The organism is Actinomadura sp. 3N407 (genome assembly GCF_052245875.1).
Classification (GTDB): domain Bacteria; phylum Actinomycetota; class Actinomycetes; order Streptosporangiales; family Streptosporangiaceae; genus Spirillospora.
Map to the genome: position 1 here is coordinate 297,460 of NZ_JBQQBP010000007.1, position 19,311 is coordinate 316,770.

General features: G+C 74.6%; 14 protein-coding genes and 1 pseudogene. 7 read left to right on the forward strand and 8 right to left on the reverse strand.

Features of this window, described 5'->3' with window-relative positions; translation table 11 throughout:
* Positions 1-3 precede the first annotated feature (3 nt).
* Together ACTWPP_RS20140 and ACTWPP_RS20145 are read left to right on the forward strand one after the other, a co-directional pair.
* Positions 4-831 carry a glycosyltransferase family 2 protein gene (locus tag ACTWPP_RS20140; RefSeq protein ID WP_443105834.1) on the forward strand — a complete coding sequence of 276 codons (828 nt, stop codon included), beginning with the start codon at positions 4-6 and terminating at the stop codon, positions 829-831.
* 66 nt (positions 832-897) lie between these two features.
* A pseudogene (locus ACTWPP_RS20145) lies at positions 898-1,236 on the forward strand (flavodoxin family protein); the annotation flags it as partial.
* A gap of 154 nt (positions 1,237-1,390) precedes the next feature.
* On the opposite strand, the gene ACTWPP_RS20150 reads toward ACTWPP_RS20145, so the two are convergent.
* Genes ACTWPP_RS20150 through mgrA form a run of 3 tightly spaced genes read right to left on the reverse strand, consistent with a single transcriptional unit; the run spans position 1,391 to position 3,288 of the window.
* Positions 1,391-1,759, reverse strand: coding sequence for a DUF6343 family protein (locus tag ACTWPP_RS20150; protein WP_443105835.1), 369 nt, complete (start codon positions 1,757-1,759; stop codon positions 1,391-1,393).
* A 3-nt stretch (positions 1,760-1,762) separates the two neighbouring features.
* Entirely contained in the window at positions 1,763-2,215 is a 453-nt protein-coding gene (locus ACTWPP_RS20155; RefSeq protein ID WP_443105836.1) for a YbhB/YbcL family Raf kinase inhibitor-like protein, read from the reverse strand.
* A gap of 47 nt (positions 2,216-2,262) precedes the next feature.
* The gene (gene mgrA, locus ACTWPP_RS20160; protein WP_443105837.1) at positions 2,263-3,288 is read right to left on the reverse strand and encodes an L-glyceraldehyde 3-phosphate reductase; all 1,026 of its coding nucleotides are present in this window, start codon (positions 3,286-3,288) and stop codon (positions 2,263-2,265) included.
* A gap of 100 nt (positions 3,289-3,388) precedes the next feature.
* Here mgrA and ACTWPP_RS20165 point away from each other — a divergent pair, with 100 nt between their 5' ends.
* Positions 3,389-6,709 (forward strand): HEAT repeat domain-containing protein, encoded by a 3,321-nt coding sequence (locus tag ACTWPP_RS20165; protein WP_443105838.1) that lies wholly within the window; start codon positions 3,389-3,391, stop codon positions 6,707-6,709.
* Positions 6,710-6,866: 157 nt separating this feature from the next.
* Here the strand turns inward: ACTWPP_RS20165 and ACTWPP_RS20170 are convergent, their stop codons facing one another.
* Together ACTWPP_RS20170 and ACTWPP_RS20175 are read right to left on the reverse strand one after the other, a co-directional pair.
* The gene (locus tag ACTWPP_RS20170; protein WP_443105839.1) at positions 6,867-8,444 is read right to left on the reverse strand and encodes an AMP-binding protein; all 1,578 of its coding nucleotides are present in this window, start codon (positions 8,442-8,444) and stop codon (positions 6,867-6,869) included.
* Between the two features lie 55 nt (positions 8,445-8,499).
* Positions 8,500-9,324, reverse strand: coding sequence for an NmrA family NAD(P)-binding protein (locus tag ACTWPP_RS20175; protein WP_443105840.1), 825 nt, complete (start codon positions 9,322-9,324; stop codon positions 8,500-8,502).
* A 150-nt stretch (positions 9,325-9,474) separates the two neighbouring features.
* On the opposite strand from ACTWPP_RS20175, the gene paaZ reads away from it, so the two are divergent.
* Together paaZ and ACTWPP_RS20185 are read left to right on the forward strand one after the other, a co-directional pair.
* Positions 9,475-11,532 carry a phenylacetic acid degradation bifunctional protein PaaZ gene (paaZ, locus tag ACTWPP_RS20180; RefSeq protein WP_443105841.1) on the forward strand — a complete coding sequence of 686 codons (2,058 nt, stop codon included), beginning with the start codon at positions 9,475-9,477 and terminating at the stop codon, positions 11,530-11,532.
* A 74-nt stretch (positions 11,533-11,606) separates the two neighbouring features.
* Positions 11,607-12,584 (forward strand): ornithine cyclodeaminase family protein, encoded by a 978-nt coding sequence (locus ACTWPP_RS20185; RefSeq protein ID WP_443105842.1) that lies wholly within the window; start codon positions 11,607-11,609, stop codon positions 12,582-12,584.
* Positions 12,585-12,605: 21 nt separating this feature from the next.
* Here the strand turns inward: ACTWPP_RS20185 and ACTWPP_RS20190 are convergent, their stop codons facing one another.
* Together ACTWPP_RS20190 and ACTWPP_RS20195 are read right to left on the reverse strand one after the other, a co-directional pair.
* Positions 12,606-13,985 (reverse strand): NADP-dependent succinic semialdehyde dehydrogenase, encoded by a 1,380-nt coding sequence (locus tag ACTWPP_RS20190; RefSeq protein ID WP_443105843.1) that lies wholly within the window; start codon positions 13,983-13,985, stop codon positions 12,606-12,608.
* An 88-nt stretch (positions 13,986-14,073) separates the two neighbouring features.
* A complete protein-coding gene (locus ACTWPP_RS20195; protein ID WP_443105844.1) occupies positions 14,074-15,111 on the reverse strand; it encodes a lactonase family protein in 1,038 nt (345 codons plus the stop codon).
* Positions 15,112-15,313: 202 nt separating this feature from the next.
* Here ACTWPP_RS20195 and ACTWPP_RS20200 point away from each other — a divergent pair, with 202 nt between their 5' ends.
* Complete coding sequence (locus ACTWPP_RS20200) at positions 15,314-16,591, forward strand: MFS transporter (protein WP_443105845.1); 1,278 nt, start codon at positions 15,314-15,316, stop codon at positions 16,589-16,591.
* 6 nt (positions 16,592-16,597) lie between these two features.
* On the opposite strand, the gene ACTWPP_RS20205 is transcribed toward ACTWPP_RS20200, so the two are convergent.
* A complete protein-coding gene (locus ACTWPP_RS20205) occupies positions 16,598-17,401 on the reverse strand; it encodes an acyl-CoA thioesterase (RefSeq protein WP_443105846.1) in 804 nt (267 codons plus the stop codon).
* Between the two features lie 232 nt (positions 17,402-17,633).
* Here ACTWPP_RS20205 and pgi point away from each other — a divergent pair, with 232 nt between their 5' ends.
* A complete protein-coding gene (pgi, locus tag ACTWPP_RS20210; RefSeq protein WP_443105847.1) occupies positions 17,634-19,283 on the forward strand; it encodes a glucose-6-phosphate isomerase in 1,650 nt (549 codons plus the stop codon).
* Positions 19,284-19,311: the final 28 nt, after the last annotated feature.

Consider the following 19,311-nt stretch of genomic DNA (forward strand, 5'->3'; position numbering starts at 1 on the left):
CCGATGCCCGATGTGACCATTCTCGTCGCGACCCGCGACCGCGCCCCGGAGCTGCGCCGCAGCCTCGCGCGCCACGACGCCCCGGTGATCGTGGCCGACAACGCCTCCGCCGACGCCACCGCGGCCGTCGCCGAGGCCGCCGGCGCCACGGTGCTGCGGCTCCCGCGCAACCTGGGCGCCGCCGCCCGCACCGTCGCGGCCGAGCACGCCTCGACCCGCTACGTCGCGTTCGCCGACGACGACTCGTGGTGGGCGCCGGGCGCGCTGGACCGCGCCGTGGAGATCCTCGACGCGCACCCGCGGACGGCGCTGCTCGCCGCCCGCGTGCTCATCGGCGAGGAGGAGCGGCTGGAGCCGGTGTCCGGGCAGATGGCCCGCTCACCTCTCGGCCGGCCGGACGGGCTGCCCGGACCGGCCGTCCTGGGCTTCCTCGCCTGCTCCGTGATCGTGCGGCGTGAGGCGTTCCTCGGCGTGGGCGGCTTCTCCGACGTCCTGCACTTCGGCGGGGAGGAGGAGCTGCTGGCCCTCGACCTGGCCGCCGCCGGGTGGGGGCTGGCGTACGTGCCCGAACTCACCGTCCACCACCACCCGTCCAAGGCGGGTCGCGATCCCGCCGCGCGCCGGCGCCGCGAGGTGCGCAACCGGCTGCTGACCGCGTGGCTGCGCCGCCCGCTCCCGGCGGTCGCCCGCGCCGCCGCGTCCGCGCTGGGCAGCCGCGACGGCCGGGCGGGCCTCGCGGACGCGGCCCGCGCCCTGCCGGCGCTCGCCCGCGCCCGCCGCCCCGTCCCGCCAGCCGTGGAGGCCGCCCGCGCCCGGCTGGCCCGCTACTGAACGTTTCGGCGGCCGGCGCGGGTAGATCCGCGTTGACCGCTCGGCCGACACGCGAGGGAAGCGCCGATGCGCGCCGTAGTGATCAACCGCACGCTGAAGCGCTCGCCGGAGACCTCCAACACCGAGGCGCTCGCGGCGGTGGTGGAGGAGGCCCTGCGCGCCAGGGACGTCAAGGTGGAGAGCATCCGGGCGGTGGACCTCGACATCCCGCCGGGCGTGGCGACCGACCTCGGCCCCGGCGACCCGTGGCCCGGCGTCCACCGGACGCTGCTGGAGTCGGAGATCCTGATCATCGCGTCGCCGACGTGGGCGGGCCAGCCCTCCTCGATCGCCCAGCGGGTCATCGAGCGGTTGGACGCGATGCTGTCCGAGACCGACGACGCCGGGCGGCCGGTCGCCTTCAACCGCGTCGCCGGGGTGATCGTCACCGGCAACGAGGACGGCGCCCACCACGTGATCAACAATCTCAGCGGCGCCCCTGGTGGCCGCCGCCACGGCGCTGGCCGAGCACCCGATCCCCGCGCCGCCCTCCCGACCCGGACCGGGCCGCCGGCGGAGGTCACGTCCGGGTGCGCCGGGCGATCACGACCAGGTCGATCGCGGCGACGACGGCGACGGCCGCGCACACGCCCGCCGCGGCCCAGGCGCCGTCACCCCCGTCGCCCTGCGCGCTCACGGCGAACACGACCGCGGCCGCCGCCGTCGCGACCAGTGCGACCCCGGACAGGATCGCCCGCAGCCGCAGCGGGCTGCGGGCGGTCAGCGGCTCGGCGCCGCGCGGCTGCTGATGCGGGTAGGGCCCTCGTGAGCCGGGGCCGCGCCACGCGGGATCCTCCCACTCGGACTCGTAGGGGCCGGGATAGTCGCCGCCGGCACGGTCGCGGCCGGGATGGTCGCGGCCGGGGTCGTTCTGGTCGGGAGCGCCCACGGGTCACCTCACGAACGTCCCGACGAGCGTGCCGGACGCCACGATCTTCTCCTGGACGGCGACGCGCAGGTCCTCGGCCGTGAACCCGGGACGGAGCCCGGACGGATCCGACAGCCCGTAGAGCCGGAAGAAGTACCGGTGCGGGTCGTCGCCCGCCGGGGGCTTCGGCCCGCCGTACCCGTCCGCGCCGAAGTCGTTGCGCCCGACGACCGCCCCGGTCGGCTGCTCACCGGCGTCCAGCCCCGTCGTCACGGGGTCGATGCCGGCGAGCAGCCAGTGCGCGAACGTGCCGGTCGGCGCGTCCGGGTCCTCGCAGGCCAGCGCGAGCTCCACCACCTCCTCGGGGGCCTGCGACCACTCCAGCGGGGGCGAGACGTCCCCGCTGTCGTGCGAGTACTCCGACGGCATGAGCGTGTGATCGTTGAACGCGGCGCTGCGCAGCATCATCTCTTCCATGTGCTGCTCGTGCCCCGTCCCGCCAGGTCAATGCACACGCACGGCGGTCAGCCCGCGCTGGAGGCCGCCCAGATGTTGATCCCCGCCTCGACGGCGTCCCGGTCGATCGCGGCGAGCTCGGCCGCGGTGAGGTCCAGCCGGTCCAGGGCCGCGAGGTTCTCCTCCAGCTGCGCGACGCTGCTCGCGCCGATCAGCGCGGAGGTGACCCGGCCGTCCCGCAGCGACCAGGCGAGGGCGAGCTGCGCGAGCGACTGCCCGCGCCCCTCGGCGATCTCGTTCAGCGTCCGGACGTGCCGCAGGTTCTCCTCGGTGAGCAGGCTCGTCGAGAACGACGTGCCCTTGCTGGCCCGCGACCCTTCGGGGACGCCGCCGAGGTACTTGTCGGTCAGCATCCCCTGCGCCAACGGCGAGAACGCGATGCAGCCCACCCCCTCCCGGCCGAGCGTGTCGAGGAGCCCGCCCTCGATCCAGCGGTTGAGCATCGAGTAGGACGGCTGGTGGATCAGCAGCGGCGTCCCCATCTCCCGCAGGATCGCCGCCGCCTCCGCGGTGCGCTCGGGGGAGTAGGACGAGATCCCCGCGTACAGGGCCTTCCCGGACCGGACGGCGCGGTCCAGCGCGCCCATCGTCTCCTCCAGCGGCGTCTCCGGGTCGAAACGGTGGCTGTAGAAGATGTCGACGTAGTCCAGCCCCATCCGGCTCAGCGACTGGTCGAGGCTGGCGAGCAGGTACTTGCGCGACCCCCACTCACCGTACGGGCCCGGCCACATGTCGTAACCGGCCTTCGTGGAGATGATCATCTCGTCCCGGTACGGACGGAGGTCCTCCCGCATGATCCGGCCGAAGTTGACCTCCGCGGAGCCGTAGGGCGGCCCGTAGTTGTTCGCCAGGTCGAAATGCGTGACGCCGAGGTCGAACGCGCGGCGCAGGATGGCCCGCTGCACGTCCAGGGGGCGGTCGTCGCCGAAGTTGTGCCACAGGCCCAGCGAGATCGCCGGGAGCCGCAGCCCGCTGCGCCCGCACCGCCGGTAGGGGATCCGCTCGTATCGATCGCTGTCCGCCGCATATGTCATGGTCACGAGTATTCCAGTGCCGCCCCGCTTGCCCGACGCGGCGGTGATCCGCCATCATCGACACCATGATCTTCAGGAAGGGCGGTCTCCGCCCGGGCCGTTGAGCCCCACCGAGCCGGTCCTGGAACCGGCCCTCGAATCCCTGCCGTACCCGCGGCGCATGCGGGAACTGGCCCTGCGCGCCCGCGACCTCGCAGGCACCGACGAACTCCGCGACCTCCTCGCCGGCCTGTCCGCACGCGGACGGTACGAGCGCCGCATCGCCCTGCACATGGCCATGGCGGCCCGCGACCTCCCGCACATCGAGCGGGCGCTCGCCGGACCCGACATGGGCCTGCGGCGCGCCGCGCTCCGCGCCGTCCGGACCCTTCCCGTCTCCGACGACGCCGCGGCGGCCGTCCTGGACGACGCGCCCGCCGATCTGCGCCGCGCGTTCTACCGGATGCTCCGCCACGCCCGCCGCACCGCCCTCGCCGACCGGCTCCTCCCCGGCGTGCGGGCCCGCTGGGGGGACCGGGAGGCCGCCGCGCTGCTGCCCGCCTGCTCGGGCGGCACCGTCACGCGGCTCCTCCCGGACCTGGCGCACGGCGTCACCGCCTGGCGTGCCCTGGCCGGACGCCACCCCGGCCCGTTCCTCGCCCACGCCCATGAGCACGTGTCCGAATGGGCGTGGTGGCGGCACTGCAAGGCCGGGCTCCCGGCCCTGGCGCGGCGGGACCCGGCGGGCCTGCTGGGGCTGCTGGAACGGGATGCGCTCCGCAGATCCGCCGCCTACCTCCCGGGCAAGCTCGCTCCGGCGCTGTTCAGGGTGGACGCGGTCCGTGCCGCGAGGGTCGCGAGGCGGATGGGGCGCCGGAGGGGCCGCATGCCGTGGTCGTACTTCGGATACCTGAGCGGCCTCCCGGCGCGGGACCTTCGCGAGTTCCTGCCGGACGACCCGTACTGGCTGCGGGAGGTCCTCGTCCACGTCCCGCCGGGCCGCCGCGGGGAGGTCTTCGACCTCGCGCGGGAACGGGACGGGCAGCCGCCCGCGGGGATGCGGAACTTCCCGCTGCTCGGTCTCCTGCCGCCCGACCGGGCGGCGGCCGAGGCCCGGCGGATGCTGGAGTGGCACGGCTCGGTGTGGCATTCCGCGCGGTCCCGGCTGGACGACCCGGAGATCCCGCTGAAGTTGACGGCTCACCTGCCCTACGGGGAGGCGTCCGGGCCCGTCCGGGCGGCGGCGTTCGGCGGCGACCCGCGGCGGCGGGGACTCGCCCGCACGCTGCTCGTCGAGCTCACCGCCCGCACCGGGGACTCCGCGCTCCTGCTGAGCCTGGTCGCCGAGCTCGCGGACCGCACGCGGAACGAGCAGGACCCGCTCAGGGGGACGTTCATCGCCGCCCTGGCGTCCGTGCCGATCCGCCTGCTGGACGACTCGTTCGCCCCGCCCTTCGCCGCCATCGCCGAGCCGGCCGTGACGGCGCGCGACTCCTCCCCGGCCACCCGCCGGAGGCTGCGCGATCTGGCGGACCTGATGCTCGGCGCGGCCGGCCCGCCGCACGCGGCGCCGCCCGCCCTCACCGGCTGGGCGCTCGGCGTCTACGCCGCGCTCGTGGCGAGGCACGGGCCGGAGGCGCTCGACGGCCACCGGCTCGACCGGGTGCTGCCGCACGGCGGGGAACGCCGCCTCCTGGACGTCCTGCGCCCGCACCTGCGCGACCACGAGACCGTCATCGCCCTGGCCCGTTCCCTCGGGCGGAGGGCGTTCGGGCAGGCGGACCTCCAGGACGACCTGCGCGCGGCGATCCTGGACGCGCCCGAGCCCCTCGCCCGCGAGGCGGCGGCGCTGTGGCTCGCCGACCCCGCGCGGCGTGCGGGGCGCGCCGTGGAACTGCTCGCCGCCGACGCCTCCGCGATCGTCCTGCCCGAGGTGTGGCGCGTCGTCGCCGGCCGCCGCACCGACCTCCTCCCGCCCGTTCTGGACGGCGGCCGGGAGGGCCGGTTCGAGGCCGCGGAATGGGTTCCGGAGGTCCGGCCGCAGGATCCGGGCCGCTGGACGCCGCCCCAGGCCGAGCGCGTGCGGGCGGTGCTGGCCGCGGCCGTCCGGGACGGGCGGAGACCGGCGGACGCCAGGATCACCGCCGTCGCCGGCCTCGGCCTGCTCCCGGGCGGGCTCGGGGATCTCGTGCCCTGGGCGGAGCGGGAGGACGAGATCGTCCTCGCCGAGGCGGCGCTGGAGGCGATGGCGGCCACCGACCGTCCGGCCGAAGCTCTCGCGATGCTCCTCCTCCACGCGCGGGGCCCGAGATCGGCGGTGGCGGTCGCGGCCGTGGGACGGTGCAGCGCGTCGGTGCCGCCGTCCCGGCTCGGGCCCGTCCTGGAGGAGGCGCTGTCCGGCCCGGACGGGAAGGTGACCGCCCGCAAGCAGGCCGCCCGGCTGCTCGAACGGCTGCGGCTCCCGGACGCGGTGGACGTGCTGCTCCGCGCCTGGAACGACCCCGGCCTGCACCGGGACGTCCGGGTCGCCGTCGCGGCGGCCCTGCGCCGCGTCCCCGAGGATCACCGCGCGATCGCCGCGCTCGGCGACGCCGCGGGCCCGTACGCGTCGGAGCTGATGCTGCGCACGCTCTTCCAGGCGAAGCCCTCGGAGTACGCGCCCGCGCACCGCCCCGCCTACGCCGCGCTCGTCCGCCGGCTCGTCTCCGCCGCGGACGGACCGGGCGTCCGGTTCCGGGCGTCCAAGGCGTTCGGCGCGTGGGCGCCCTGGTACGAGGAAGGGTTCGGAGCCGTCCTCGCCGCCGTCGCCGATCCCCGCGACCCCGCCGGGGACGACGAACTCCAGGTTCTGCACGCCCTCGTCAGGACGGGGTCGGTGGGGGAGGAGGCGCTCGACGTGCTCTCCGCCCTGGTCGGCGCCGACCTCGACGACCGGGCGCGGGCGCGGGCCACGGCCATCGCGCAGACGGTCGGCGGCCTGCCCTCCGGCCACCCCAACGCGTCGCTGGCCCGCCGCGCGATCCGGATTCTCGCCGGTCATCCGCTCTACGCCGCCCAGGCGGCGGACGTCGCGCTCAGCTCCGCGCACCTCACCGAGGACGGCGTCACCGCCGAGCGGGTGGCGGGCGAGCTGGCCGCCCTGGCGGACCTGCTGCGCGGCCGCCCCGCCCTGACCGCCGCCCTGTGCGACAGACGGCTGTTCCACGCGGTCGGCGGCCACGGCGTCCGCCGGGAGGGCGGGCCCGCGCGGCTGCTGCCCGCCGCGCGGCTGCTCGCCGGCCGGGGTGACGTCGCGTCGCACCTTCTGGCCGCCGCGCTGGTCCGGCAGATGGGTCCGGTCGCCGGGTGGCCCGGCGACTGGCGCGACCTCCTCGGCGAGCTGCGCCGGTCCGAGCACGTGGAGGTCCGCCAGAACGCCTGGGACGTCAGGCCCTGGCCCTGACCAGCTCAGCGGGCCGAGCGGAGCTCGTCGTTTGTCCGGCGGAGCGCGGTGTACTGCACCGCCGCGAAACCCGCGACGACGATCGCCTGGAGCTCATCGGGATTCCCCTCTCAACGTCGATGACCGCGACGCTCCGGACCGGTCGTCGTGCGGGCGGTTACCTCGGAGGTAGGCGGGCGGCGTCCGCGAGGGCGTGCTTGAGGACCTTGCCGGCCGGGTTGCGGGGGAGCGCGTCCAGGAAGATCACCTCGCGGGGCACCTTGTGCCGGGCGAGGTTCGCGGCGACGTGGCCCTTGACGTCGTCCTCGGTGAGGCCGGCGGCGACCACGTAGGCGCGCAGCCGGTGCCCGAACTCCTCGTCCGGGACGCCGGCGACGGCGGCCTCCGCGATGCCGGGATGGGCGGCGAGGAGGTCCTCGACCTCGCCGGGGTGGACGTTCTCGCCGCCGGACACGATCATGTCGTCGGCGCGGCCGTCGACGTGCAGCCGGCCGTCGCCGTCCAGGTGGCCGAGGTCGCCGACCGCCATCAGGCCGCCGACCTCGTCCTTGCCGCCCCCGCCGGTGTAGCCGCCGAACCGGGCCGGGGTGTCGACGAAGATCCGCCCGGTCGTGCCCGGCGGCACGGGCCGGTCGTCGGCGCCGAGGATCGCGACGGTGGTGCCGGCGGGCGGGCGGCCGACGCAGCCGGGCGCGGCGGCCAGGTCGTCCGGGGTGGCGATCGTGATGCAGGAGGCCTCGGTCGAGCCGTAGAAGTTGTAGAGGGACGGCCCGAACGCCGCCAGCGCGCGGCCTCCGAGCCCGGCGTCCAGCCGCGCCCCGCCCGTCATGACCACCTTGAGGCGGGACAGGTCGCGCGTCTCCACGCCGGGGACGGCGAGGATGCGGCTGAGCATCACCGGGACGGCGATGAGCGAGGTGCAGCGATGCGTCTCCAGATCGTCGAGGACCCGCTCCGCGTCGAAGCGGCGGCGCAGGACGAGCGTCGTCCCGAGCCCCAGCGCGAGGACGGCGGAGGTGAGGCCGAGGCCGTGGAACAGCGGCGGGCCGACGAACATGGCCTCCCCGCCGCGCAACGGCACCTTCGACAGGATCCCGCCGGGCAGCGCCATCGACCGGGACTGCGACCGCGGCGCGCCCTTCGGCCTCCCGGACGTGCCGCTGGTGAGGATCACCATCGAGCCGTGCCGGGACGGGGCGGGCGGCGGCGTGCCGTCCGCGCCGCCGATGAGGTCGTCCACGTCGGACTCGGTGAAGCGGGGCGGGTCGAGGCCGTCCGCGACGGCGGCGAACTCCTCGTCGTGCACCAGGACGGTGACGCCCTCGCGTTCCACGGCGTCGCGGAGCTGGGGCGCGGCGAAGTCGGTGTTGAGGAACAGGACGGACGCGCCCGTCTTGGCCGCCCCCGACATCGCCTCCAGCAGGCCGCGGTGGTTGCGGCACAGGATTCCCACGGTGTCGCCGACGCCGATGCCGCGTGCCAGCAGGGCGTTGGCGAGGGCGTTGCAGCGCCGGTCCAGCTCGCCGAACGTGAGGGTTCCGCGTTCGTCGACGAGGCCGGTGTGGTCGGGGAACCGGTGCGCGGGCAGTGCCGTCGCCGCGCCGAGCGGCCCGTAGCCCCGCAGGGCCCGCGCCGTGGCGGCGAGGGCCCTCGGGGGCATCGGGCCGATCATCCCGGCGCGGACGGCGGCCCGCAGCCCGTTGAGCTCGGCGGAGATCCGGTTGCGCGTGACCATGTCCGGCAGGGTATTCATCCGGGGAACAAATCCACAAGATCTGTCTCTCTGCCCCTCAGGGCCGGAACGCGTCCGCGTTCTCCTCGGCCCACTGCGAGAACGGCCGCGCGGGGCGTCCGGTGACCTCCTCCACGACGCGGGAGACGGTGCGGCCCTCGACCGGGGTGTTGCCGAGCGCGTCGAGCAGGAACCCGATGAGGTCGTCCGTCATGCCCTCGCCGCGCCACTTGGCGCGGGCCTCGTCCTCGGACAGCTCGGCGAACCGGATCTCCCGGCCGGTCGCCGCCGCGAGCATGTCCACCTTCTCCGCGGTGGTGATCGCCTCCGGGCCGGTGATGACCAGAGTCCGCCCGGCGTGGCCGCCGCGGATCAGCACGGCCGCCGCGACCGCGCCGATGTCGGCCTCGTGGACGAGGCTGCTCCGGCGCCCGCCGAACGGCTCGCGGACCACGCCCTCGGCCCGGACGGACGCGGCCCACCATTGCAGGGTGTTGGACATGAACTCGACCGGGTTGAGGAACGTCCACTCCAGGTCGCTGCCGGCCAGTGCCCGCTCCAGGCCGCCCTCCGCGCGGCCGCCGAGGAGCGTGACGCGCCGGACGCCGCTCTTGACCGCCAGGTCGACGATCTGGGGGCCGGTCTCCACCGGGGCGTAGCCGTCGCCGGCGAAGTTGATCAGGTGCACGGCGGTGACGCCGTCGAACGCGGAAACGAGGCCGCCCGGATCGGCCAGATCACCCTGGACGATCTCGACGCCCTCGGGTAGGCCGGCCTTGGCCGGGTCGCGGGTGAGCGCCCGGACGGACTCGCCCGCCCGCAGCAGCTCGGCGACGATGTGGCGGCCGACGGTTCCGGTGGCGCCGGTCACGAGGATGGTCATGTGCGGCTCCCTTGTAGAACGGAACGTTTGATTCCACTATAGCAGAACGGAACGCTTCATTCCAATACGAGTACACAAACGGCCCGGGTCCCGGCTGTCACGTCTGCGAGGCGTGAACCGGGCTCGCGGGTGGCAGGAAGACTCAGAGATATGGACGAGGAGGTCCAAGTGATCGTGCTGCGCAGTTATGTGTCGGGTTCATGGCGTGCTCCGGAGGACGAGGGGGCGCCGCTGCGCGACGCCGTCACGGGGGAGGAGGTCGCCCGCATCTCCTCGGCGGGGATCGACATGGGCGCCGCCCTACGGTACGGGCGGACGGCCGGCGGCCCGGTGCTGAGGGAGCTGACGTTCCACCAGCGCGCGGCCCTGCTGAAGGCGCTGGCCTCCCACCTGCGGGAGCATCGCGAGGAGCTGTACGCGCTGTCGGCGCGCACCGGCGCGACGCTGGGCGATTCGAAGTTCGACATCGACGGCGGCATCGGAGTCCTGTTCGGCTATGCGAGCAAGGGCAAGCGCGAACTGCCGAACGACACGGTGCTGATCGAAGGGGACGTCGAGCCGCTCGGGAAGGGCGGGACGTTCGTCGGGCAGCACCTGTGCACCCCGTCGCACGGCGTCGCGGTGCAGATCAACGCGTTCAACTTCCCGGTGTGGGGACCGCTGGAGAAGCTCGCGCCCGCGTTCCTCGCCGGGGTGCCGAGCCTGATCAAGCCCGCGAGCCAGACCGCCTACCTGACGGCCCGGCTCGTCGAGCTGATCGTCGAGTCCGGGATCCTGCCGGAGGGCACCGTGCAGATGGTCTGCGGAAGCCCCGGCGACCTGCTCGACCACCTCACCGAGCAGGACATCGTCGGGTTCACCGGATCGGCGTCCACGGCCCGGCTGCTGCGCACCCACCCCGCGATCGTGGGGAACGCGGTGCGGTTCAACGCCGAGGCCGACTCGCTGAACTGCTCGATCCTCGGGCCGGACGCCGGCCCCGGGACGCCGGAGTTCGACCTGTACGTCAAGCAGCTCGTCACGGAGATGACCGTCAAGGCGGGACAGAAGTGCACCGCGATCCGCCGCGCGCTGGTCCCCTCCGCGCTCATCGGCGACGTCGCCGAGGCCGTCCGCGACCGGCTGTCGGGGGTCACGGTCGGGAACCCGTCCGACCCGGACGTGCGGATGGGCGCGCTGGCCGGGCTCGACCAGCGCGAGGAGGTGCGGCGCTCGCTGAAGGCCCTGTTGGACGCCGGACGCGTCGTCTTCGGCGACCCCGAACGCGTGGACGTGCGCGGCGCCGACGCCGAGCGCGGCGCGTTCATGTCGCCGATCCTGCTGCGCGCCGACGACGCCGCCCGCGCCGAACCGCACGAGGTGGAGGCGTTCGGCCCGGTCAGCACGCTGCTGCCCTACGACGGCGCCGGCCGGGCGGTCGAGCTGGCGGTGCGCGGCCGCGGCAGCCTCGCCGGGTCGATCGTCACCGGCGACGCCGATTTCGCCCGGGACGTCGTGCTCGGCACCGCGCCCTGGCACGGGCGGCTGCTGGTGCTGAACTCCGAGGACGCCAAGGAGTCGACCGGGCACGGCTCGCCGCTGCCCGCGCTCGTCCACGGCGGCCCCGGACGCGCCGGCGGCGGAGAGGAGATGGGCGGGATCCGCGGGGTCGTGCACCACATGCGGCGCACCGCCGTCCAGGCCGGGCCCGCGATGCTCACCTCGATCACCGGGCGGTGGGTCCCCGGCACCGACCGGACCGTCACCGACGAGCACCCGTTCCGCAAGCACCTGGAGGACCTGCGCGCCGGCGACACCGCCGTCGGCGGCCCCCGCGTCGTCACCCTCGCCGACGTGGAGCACTTCGCGGAGTTCACCGGCGACACCTTCTACGCCCACATGGACGAGGAGGCCGCGACGGCCAACCCGTTCTTCGGCGGCAGGGTCGCGCACGGCTACCTCGTCGTGTCGTTCGCGGCGGGTCTTTTCGTCGACCCCGCCCCCGGGCCCGTCCTGGCGAACTACGGGCTGGAGAACCTGCGGTTCCTCGCCCCGGTCAAGCCCGGCGACGAGCTGACCGTCACGCTCACCGCCAAGCAGATCTCGCCGCGTGAGGGCGCCGGCTACGGCGAGGTCCGCTGGGACACCGACGTCACCAACCAGGAAGGGGCCTCGGTCGCCAGGTACGACGTGCTCACGCTGGTGGCGAAGAGGCCCAAACAGGACTGACGCCGGAGCACTCGATACGAACCGTTTGCCCTTTCCTCCTCGACAGGGCCGGAAGGGGTCGCGAGGATCTCCCCATGGCCGATGTCCTGCTGCTGTCCGCCGCCGACGTGCGCGCGGTGTTCGACCTTCGGGCGGCGATCGCCTCCCAGCGCGCCGCGTTCGGGGCGCTCGGCCGCAAGGAGGCGCGGCTCGCCCCGAGGGTGCTGCTGGACGGCCCCGGCGGCGATGTCGCGTTCTGCTACGTCTCCCGCCTGCCCGGAACCGGCGCCGTCTCCAAGTTCGGGAGCGTCAACCCCGGGAACGCGGCGCGCGGCCTGCCGACGGTGGCGGCGCTCGTGACCGTGCAGGACCCGGTGGACGGGCGGCCCATCGCGATCATCGAGGGCGATGCCGTGACGACGCTGCGCACGTCGGCGGCGAGCGCGGTGGCGGCCGACCATCTCGCGGTGCCGGACGCCTCCCGGCTGGCCGTGATCGGCTGCGGCGTCCAGGGCCGCGCGCACGTCCGGGCGATGGCGGAGGTCCGCCCCATCGGCCGGGTGACGCTGGCCTGCCGCAACCCGGAGTCGTGCGGTGTCGCCGCCGAACTCGCGGCCGAGCTGGACCTGCCGGTCGGGACGGCGGCCTCCGCGCGCGAGGCCGTCGAGGACGCGCAGATCGTCGTCACCGCCACGACCAGCCGGGAACCGGTCGTCCTCGGCGCGTGGCTCCGGCCCGGCTGCACGGTCCTGAGCGTCGGCTCCTTCGCCCCGGACCGGGCGGAGGTGGACGACGCCGTCATCACCGGCGCGGCCGCCGTCGTGGTGGACCACGTGCCGACAGCGCTGGAGCACGCGGGCCCCGTGGTGGCCGCCGTCCGGGCGGGGCACCTCAGCCCGGAGCAGGTGCGTCCCCTCGGCCCCGTCGTCGCGGGCCTCGCCGCCGGGCGGGAGTCCGGCGGCGACGTCGTCTTCTACAACAGCGTCGGCGTGGGAGTGCAGGACACCGCCGCGGCCTCCGTCATCGTCGAGCGGGCCCGCGAAACCGGCGTCGGCCGCGTCGTCGAGCTCTGACCGCCGAACCGGCCGGCCGGATCAGCCGACCCAGACCGTCTTGGCGTTGCAGAACGCGTGCATGCCCTCCTCCGACAGCTCGCGCCCGTAGCCGGAGCGTTTCGTGCCGCCGAACGGCAGCTCGGGGTAGGACGTCGTCTTCCCGTTGACGAAGACCTGCCCGGCGTCCAGCTCGCGGACGAACCGCTCCCGCTCGGCGTCGTCGCGCGTCCAGGCGTTCGAGCCGAGCCCGAAGCCCGTCGCGTTCGCGACCTCGACCGCCTCCGACACCCCGCGGACCCGGAACAGCGAGGCGACCGGCCCGAAGACCTCCTCGTGGTACATGCGCATCCCGGGCGTCACACCGGAGATCACGGTCGGCGGGTAGTAGAAGCCGGGCCCCTCCGGCCGCTCCCCGCCGCACAGCACCGTCGCGCCCTTGGCGACCGCGTCGGCCACCAGCTCCTCGACGCCGGTGCGTCCCTCCTCGCTGACGAGGGGACCGACGTCGGTGGAGTCGTCCATCGGGTCGCCGACCTTCTGCGCGCGCATGTTGTCGACGAACAGCCGCTCGAACTCGTCGGCGCAGCCGGTGTCGACGATGAAGCGCTTGGCCGAGATGCAGCTCTGCCCGTTGTTGAGGCACCGGGACTCCGCCGCCGTCCGCGCCGCGGCCTCCAGGTCGGCGGACGGCATCACCACGAACGGGTCGCTGCCGCCGAGTTCCAGGACGGTCGGCTTCACCTCGTCACCGGCGATCGAGGCGACGGAGCGCCCGGCCGGTTCGCTGCCGGTGAGCGTCGCGGCCTTCACCCGCGGGTCGCGCAGCACCCGCTCCACCTTGGACGACCCGATGAGCAGCGTCTGGAACGCGCCCTCCGGGAACCCGGCGCGGCGGAACAGGTCCTCCAGGAACAGGGCCGTCTGCGGGACGTTCGAGGAGTGCTTCAGCAGCCCCACGTTGCCCGCCATCAGGCCGGGCGCCGCGAACCTGATCACCTGCCAGAGCGGGAAGTTCCACGGCATGACCGCCAGCACCGGCCCGAGCGGCTGGTAGCGCACGTAGGCGTCCTGCGCCCCCACGTCCCCGGCGTCGGCGGGACGGCGGTCGGCGAGGAACTCCTCCGCGTGGTCGGCGTAGAACCGGCACGCCTTCGCGCACTTCTGCGCCTCCGCCCCGGCGGCCTTCAGCGTCTTGCCCATCTCCGTCGTCAGCATCGCGGCGATCCCGCCGGCCTCCCGGTCGAGGATGCCGGCCGCCGCGCGCATCCACTCCGCTCGCCGGGCGACGCTCGTCGTCCGGTACGAGGCGAACGTCTCCGCCGCCCGCGCGATGCGCCGGTCGACCTCCTCGTCGGCCAGCGCGTCGAAGGTCTTCTCGACCTCTCCCGTCGCGGGATTGGTCGTGGCGATCGTCGTCATGGCGAGATGCTCCCCGGTGCGTGTCCGATGTTCGGGTGTCCGCTGTTCACCCGGGGAGGTGCCCGTGGGGCCCTGCGGGAAACGCCCGTCAGGCGGGGATCACGCACACCGGTGACGGCACGCGCAGCGGTGTTCCCGCCGGCACCGGGACGCCGTCCGCGCCGATCCGGAACGTCGCGATCGTGTCGCTGCGCTCGTTGGCCACGTGCATCCACTCGCCGTCCACGTGCAGGTCACGGGGCCAGTTCCCGCCGGAGGGGACGTCGGCGACCGGCTCGAGCGCCGCGCCGCCGTCCAGCACCCGGTGGGCCGTCACCACGTCCGCGCCGCGCGTGGAGGTGTAGACGTACCGGCCGCCGGCGCCGAGCCTGATCGCCGCGCACTGGGCCGGGCCGCCCGCCGGGTCCGCCGTCGCGGGAGACTCCGCCACGACCTCCAGGCCGGCGTAGCCGCCCAGCGGCCGCAGGACGAGCACGGTCGCGGCCAGCTCGGTCACCACGTGCACGTGACCGCCCGGGTGGACGATCAGGTGCCGCGGCCCGGACCCGGCCGGGAGGGGCGTCTCCCCGGCGAGCCGCAGCGCACCGCGGTCGATACGGAACGAGCGGATGAGGTCGGCCCCCAGGTCGGCCGTCAGGATGGTCCCGTCCGGGGCGTGGGCGCTCGCGTGGGCGTGCGGCCCGTCCTGGCGGCCGGCCCTCGGCCCCCTCCCGTGCCCCGCGGCCACGTCCGGGTCTCCGGCGAAGGCGCCGTCCGGGGCCAGCGGGACGGCCCTGACCGTCCCGGACCCGTAGTCGGCGACGACGAGGTGCCCGCCGCCGGGCGTCACGGACAGGTGGCACGGCAGCACCCCCGCCGCGCGCCTTCCGATCTCCCGCAGCCGCCCGCCGGTCACCTCGTAGGCGAGGACGGCGCCCTCGTCCTCCTCCCGCACCGCGTAGAGGGCGCGCGCGCCGGGGTGCACGGCCAGATAGGACGGGGACACGGCCTCGGCCGCGAGCCGCGGCGCCTCCAGGGCGCCGTCGGCGCGCCGCAGCATCCGGTACACGCCCGCGCCGCCGCCGGCCCGGCCGGTGTAGGTGCCCACCCAGAACGCCTGCTCGCCCACCCGGACTCCCGTCCCCATGCGAAGAGTGCCTCGCCCGCCCGGAGCGGGCGGTCCGAAGGCGAGCTTAGGCCCGCCCGCGCAAGGGGATCCGCCGCCCCGCAGGTCGTCCCGCTTTGTGCAGGTCAAACGTGATATGTCTCATACCTCCCGCTGGTTTGGAACGCACCAAGGGCACCTGGCGTTTAATCCGCTTTGACGTGACCTTGAGAGGGAGAAGACCTTGGCGTTCCCGGTGATGCTGCGCTCGCTGCGCCATCACAACTACCGCCTGTGGGCCACCGCGGACTTCGTCTCGATCACGGGGACGTGGATGCAGGTCCTTGCGCTGAACTGGCTCATCCTGTCCATCACCGGCTCGGCGACGAGCGTCGGGCTCGGCCTGGTGCTGCAGGCCCTGCCGACCATGCTGATCGGGCCGTGGGGCGGTGTGATCGCCGACCGGCTGCCCGCCCGGTACGTCGTGGCGGCGGGCCAGGCCGCGCAGGCGCTGCTGTCGGCGCTGCTCGCCCTCATCGCGGCGGGAGACCCGTCGACCATCGGGCGGCTGTACGTGATCTCGCTGGTCTCGGGCGTCGTCACGGCCCTGACGTCGCCCGCCCTCGGCCGGTTCGGCGCCGAGGTCGTCGGGCCGGAGGACCTGTCCAACGGGCTGGCGCTCGGCTCGCTGCTCAGCTCCGGGGGCCGCATCCTCGGGATGAGCCTCGCCGGAGTCGTGATCCCCCTGGCCGGCGTGCCCGGCGCGTTCGTGACGAACTCCGTGAGCTTCCTGGGCGTCCTCGTCGCGATCGCGATGATGCGCGGGAACGAGTTCCACAGGCTTCCGCCGTCCAAGCCGGGGGAACGCGGGATCGTGGCCGGCTTCCGGTACGTGCTCGGCTCGCCCCGGCTCCTGATCATGTTCGGACTCGCGTTCATGCTCGGCAGCCTCGGCCGCAACTACCAGGTCACCATGGCGGCGATGAGCCAGGGCCCCCTGGACGCCGGCGCCGCGGGCTACGGAGCGCTGTCGGTGGCGTTCGCCGTCGGGACCGTCCTCGGCGGCGTCTTCGCGGCGTCCCGCGCCCGCCTCCCGCTCCGGCTGCTGCTGATCACCGCGGCGCTCTGCGCGACCGGGCAGATGATCAGCGGCGCCGCGCCGAACCTGGTGCTGTTCGGCGCCGCGATGCTGCCGATCGCCGCCTGCGCCGTCGTCCTCGACACCACCGTGAGCACCCGGGCGCAGCTGGACAGCCCCGGCCATCTGCGCGGCCGCGTCATCTCCGCGCAGGGCATGGTGGGCGCCGCGTCCGGCGCGTTCGGCGGCCCCGCGCTGGGCGCGATGTGCGACACGCTGGGGCCCCGCGCGGCGCTGATGCTCGCCGGAGCCGTCTGCCTCACCGCCGCCGTCGCCGCCACGTACGGGCTGGCCCGGGTCCGCAGGGCGCGCGCCGCCGCGACGGTCCCGCCCCCGGTCACCGCCCCGCGGCCCGTCCCGGCCCTGGCCGCCGCCGACGCATGAGCGCGGTCAGGACGCGGGACGCAGCAGCGCCTCCTGCGCGACCGAGACCAGCAGCGTCCCGTCCGCCGCGTGGAGCGTGCCGCGCGCGAGGCCGCGGGCACCGTGGTTCGTCACCGGGTCCACCGAGTAGAGCAGCCACTGGTCGACGCGCGGCGGCCGGTGGAACCACATCGCGTGGTCCAGCGTGACCGCCGTGGCCAGCCGCTTCGGCGAGCCGGGCGCGCGGGCGCTGCTGACCACCCCCATGTCCGACAGGTAGGCGGCCAGGCACGCGTGCAGCGCGGGATCGTCGCCGACCGGCGCGGACGCCCGGATCCAGAACGGGTGCGCGATCGGCCACTCGCCCTTGCCGGGCGGGTTCACCACGCGGATGTCGAACCCCACGGGGTGCCGGAAGAACGACGGGAGCGCGAGTCCCTGCAGCCCGTCGGGTCCCGGAGTGCCGGACGGCGGGGCGGCCTGCCAGTCGAACCCGTCCTCGGGGTCGTGGAACGAGGCGATCAGCTCCAGAATCGGCTTGCCGCCCTGGCTGGCGGTGACGTGCCGGGTGGAGAACGACCGCCCGTCCCGGGTGCGGGACACGTCGAAGTTCAGCGGCTCGTCCGGTGTCCCCGGGCGGATGAAGTAGGCGTGCAGCGAGTGCGGCGGGCGCCCGCCGGCCGTCAGGCACGCGGCGCGCAGGCTCTGCCCGGCGACCTGCCCGCCGAACAGCCGCGGCCGCCCCACCGACGGGGAGGTGGCGAGGAAGGAGTCCTCGCCGAGCGGCGTCAGGTCGAACATCCGCGTGAGTTCCAAGGGGGCCTCGCTCATCCGGGAACCTCGCTCATCCGGGAACCTCCTGCACCTGGCGCCGTGGCCGTGACCCTACCGGCGGGCGCGTTTCCCGGTGGCGGGCGGCCCCGCGCCCCGGACGGGCGGTCCGGCCGCGCGGCCGGGGAGAGCCTGATACGGTCACGCGCGGTCGACCTATGATCGCCGGTGGGACGGCGCGGCGCCCGGGGGACATCGGTGCCCGCCCTCCCGCGAGGAGATGAGAGAGGCAATGGCTGATATCACCGAGTCGCCCGAGTGGTCCGCGCTGGCCGGGCATCAGGCGGAGATCGCCGGGCGGCATCTGCGCGAGCTCTTCGCGGACGATCCGGGGCGCGTCGACCGCATGACCGTCACCGCGGGGGATCTCCGCCTGGACTATTCCAAGCACCGCGTCACCGGCGAGACGATGCGGCTGCTGGCGGCGCTCGCCGAGCGGGCCGGGCTGCGGGGCCGCATCGAGGCGATGTTCACCGGGGAGCGCATCAACGTCAGCGAGGACCGCGCCGTCCTGCACACCGCGCTGCGGCTCCCGCCCGGCGAGGCCCTGACCGTGGACGGGCAGGACGTCGCCGGCGACGTCCACGCCGTACTGGACAAGATGGCCGACTTCGCCGGGCGCGTCCGCGCGGGGGAGTGGACGGGCTTCACCGGCAAGCGCATCACGACCGTCGTCAACATCGGCATCGGCGGCTCCGACCTCGGCCCCGCCATGGCCTACGAGGCCCTCCGCGACTACGCCGACGCCGGCGTCTCCTGCCGGTTCGTGTCGAACATCGACCCGGCCGACATCGTCGGGAAGCTCGCCGGCCTCGACCCCGAGCGGACGCTGTTCGTCATCAGCTCCAAGACGTTCGGGACGCTGGAGACCCTCACCAACGCCAAGGTCGCGCGGCAGTGGCTCACCGAGCGGCTCGGCGACGACAAGGCCGTCTCGCGGCACTTCGTCGCGGTGTCGACCAACGCCGGGCGCGTCGCCGAGTTCGGCATCGACACCGCGAACATGTTCGGGTTCTGGGACTGGGTCGGCGGCCGCTACTCCCTCGACGGCGCCATCGGCCTCTCCCTGATGATCGCGATCGGCGGCGAGGCGTTCCGCGAGATGCTCGCCGGGTTCCGGGAGATCGACGAGCATTTCCGCGCCGCGCCGTTCGAGGCGAACATGCCCGTCGTGATGGGGCTGCTCGGCGTCTGGTACACCGACTTCTTCGGCGCGCAGACGCGGGCGGTCCTGCCCTACAGCCAGCGGCTGTCGCGCTTCCCCGCCTACCTCCAGCAGCTCACGATGGAGTCCAACGGCAAGTCGGTGCGGGCCGACGGCGCGCCCGTCGTCGCGCAGACCGGCGCGATCTTCTGGGGGGAGCCCGGGACGAACGGCCAGCACGCCTTCTACCAGCTCCTGCACCAGGGCACCCGGCTCGTCCCGGCCGACTTCATCGGCTTCGCCGAGCCGTTCGAGGACCCGGTGGGGGAGGGAACGGCGGCGGGCATGCACGACCTGCTGACCGCGAACCTGTTCGCGCAGACCTCGGCGCTCGCGTTCGGCAAGACCGCCGAGGAGATCGCCGCCGAGGGGACGCCCGCCGCGATCGTCCCGCACAAGGTCATGCCGGGCAACCGCCCGACCAGCACGATCCTCGTGCCGAAGCTGACGCCGAAGACGCTCGGCTCGCTGGTCGCGCTCTACGAGCACATCGTGTTCGTGGAGGGGACGATCTGGGGCATCGACTCCTTCGACCAGTGGGGCGTCGAACTCGGCAAGGTCATGGCCATGGACCTCGCGCCCGCGCTCACCTCCGACCGGCCGCCCGCGGAGGCGCCCGACGCGTCCACCGCCGCGCTCGTCCGCAGGTACCGCGAACTGCGCGGCCGCAGGGTCTGATCCCGGCCTCCGCACACGGAACGGGCCC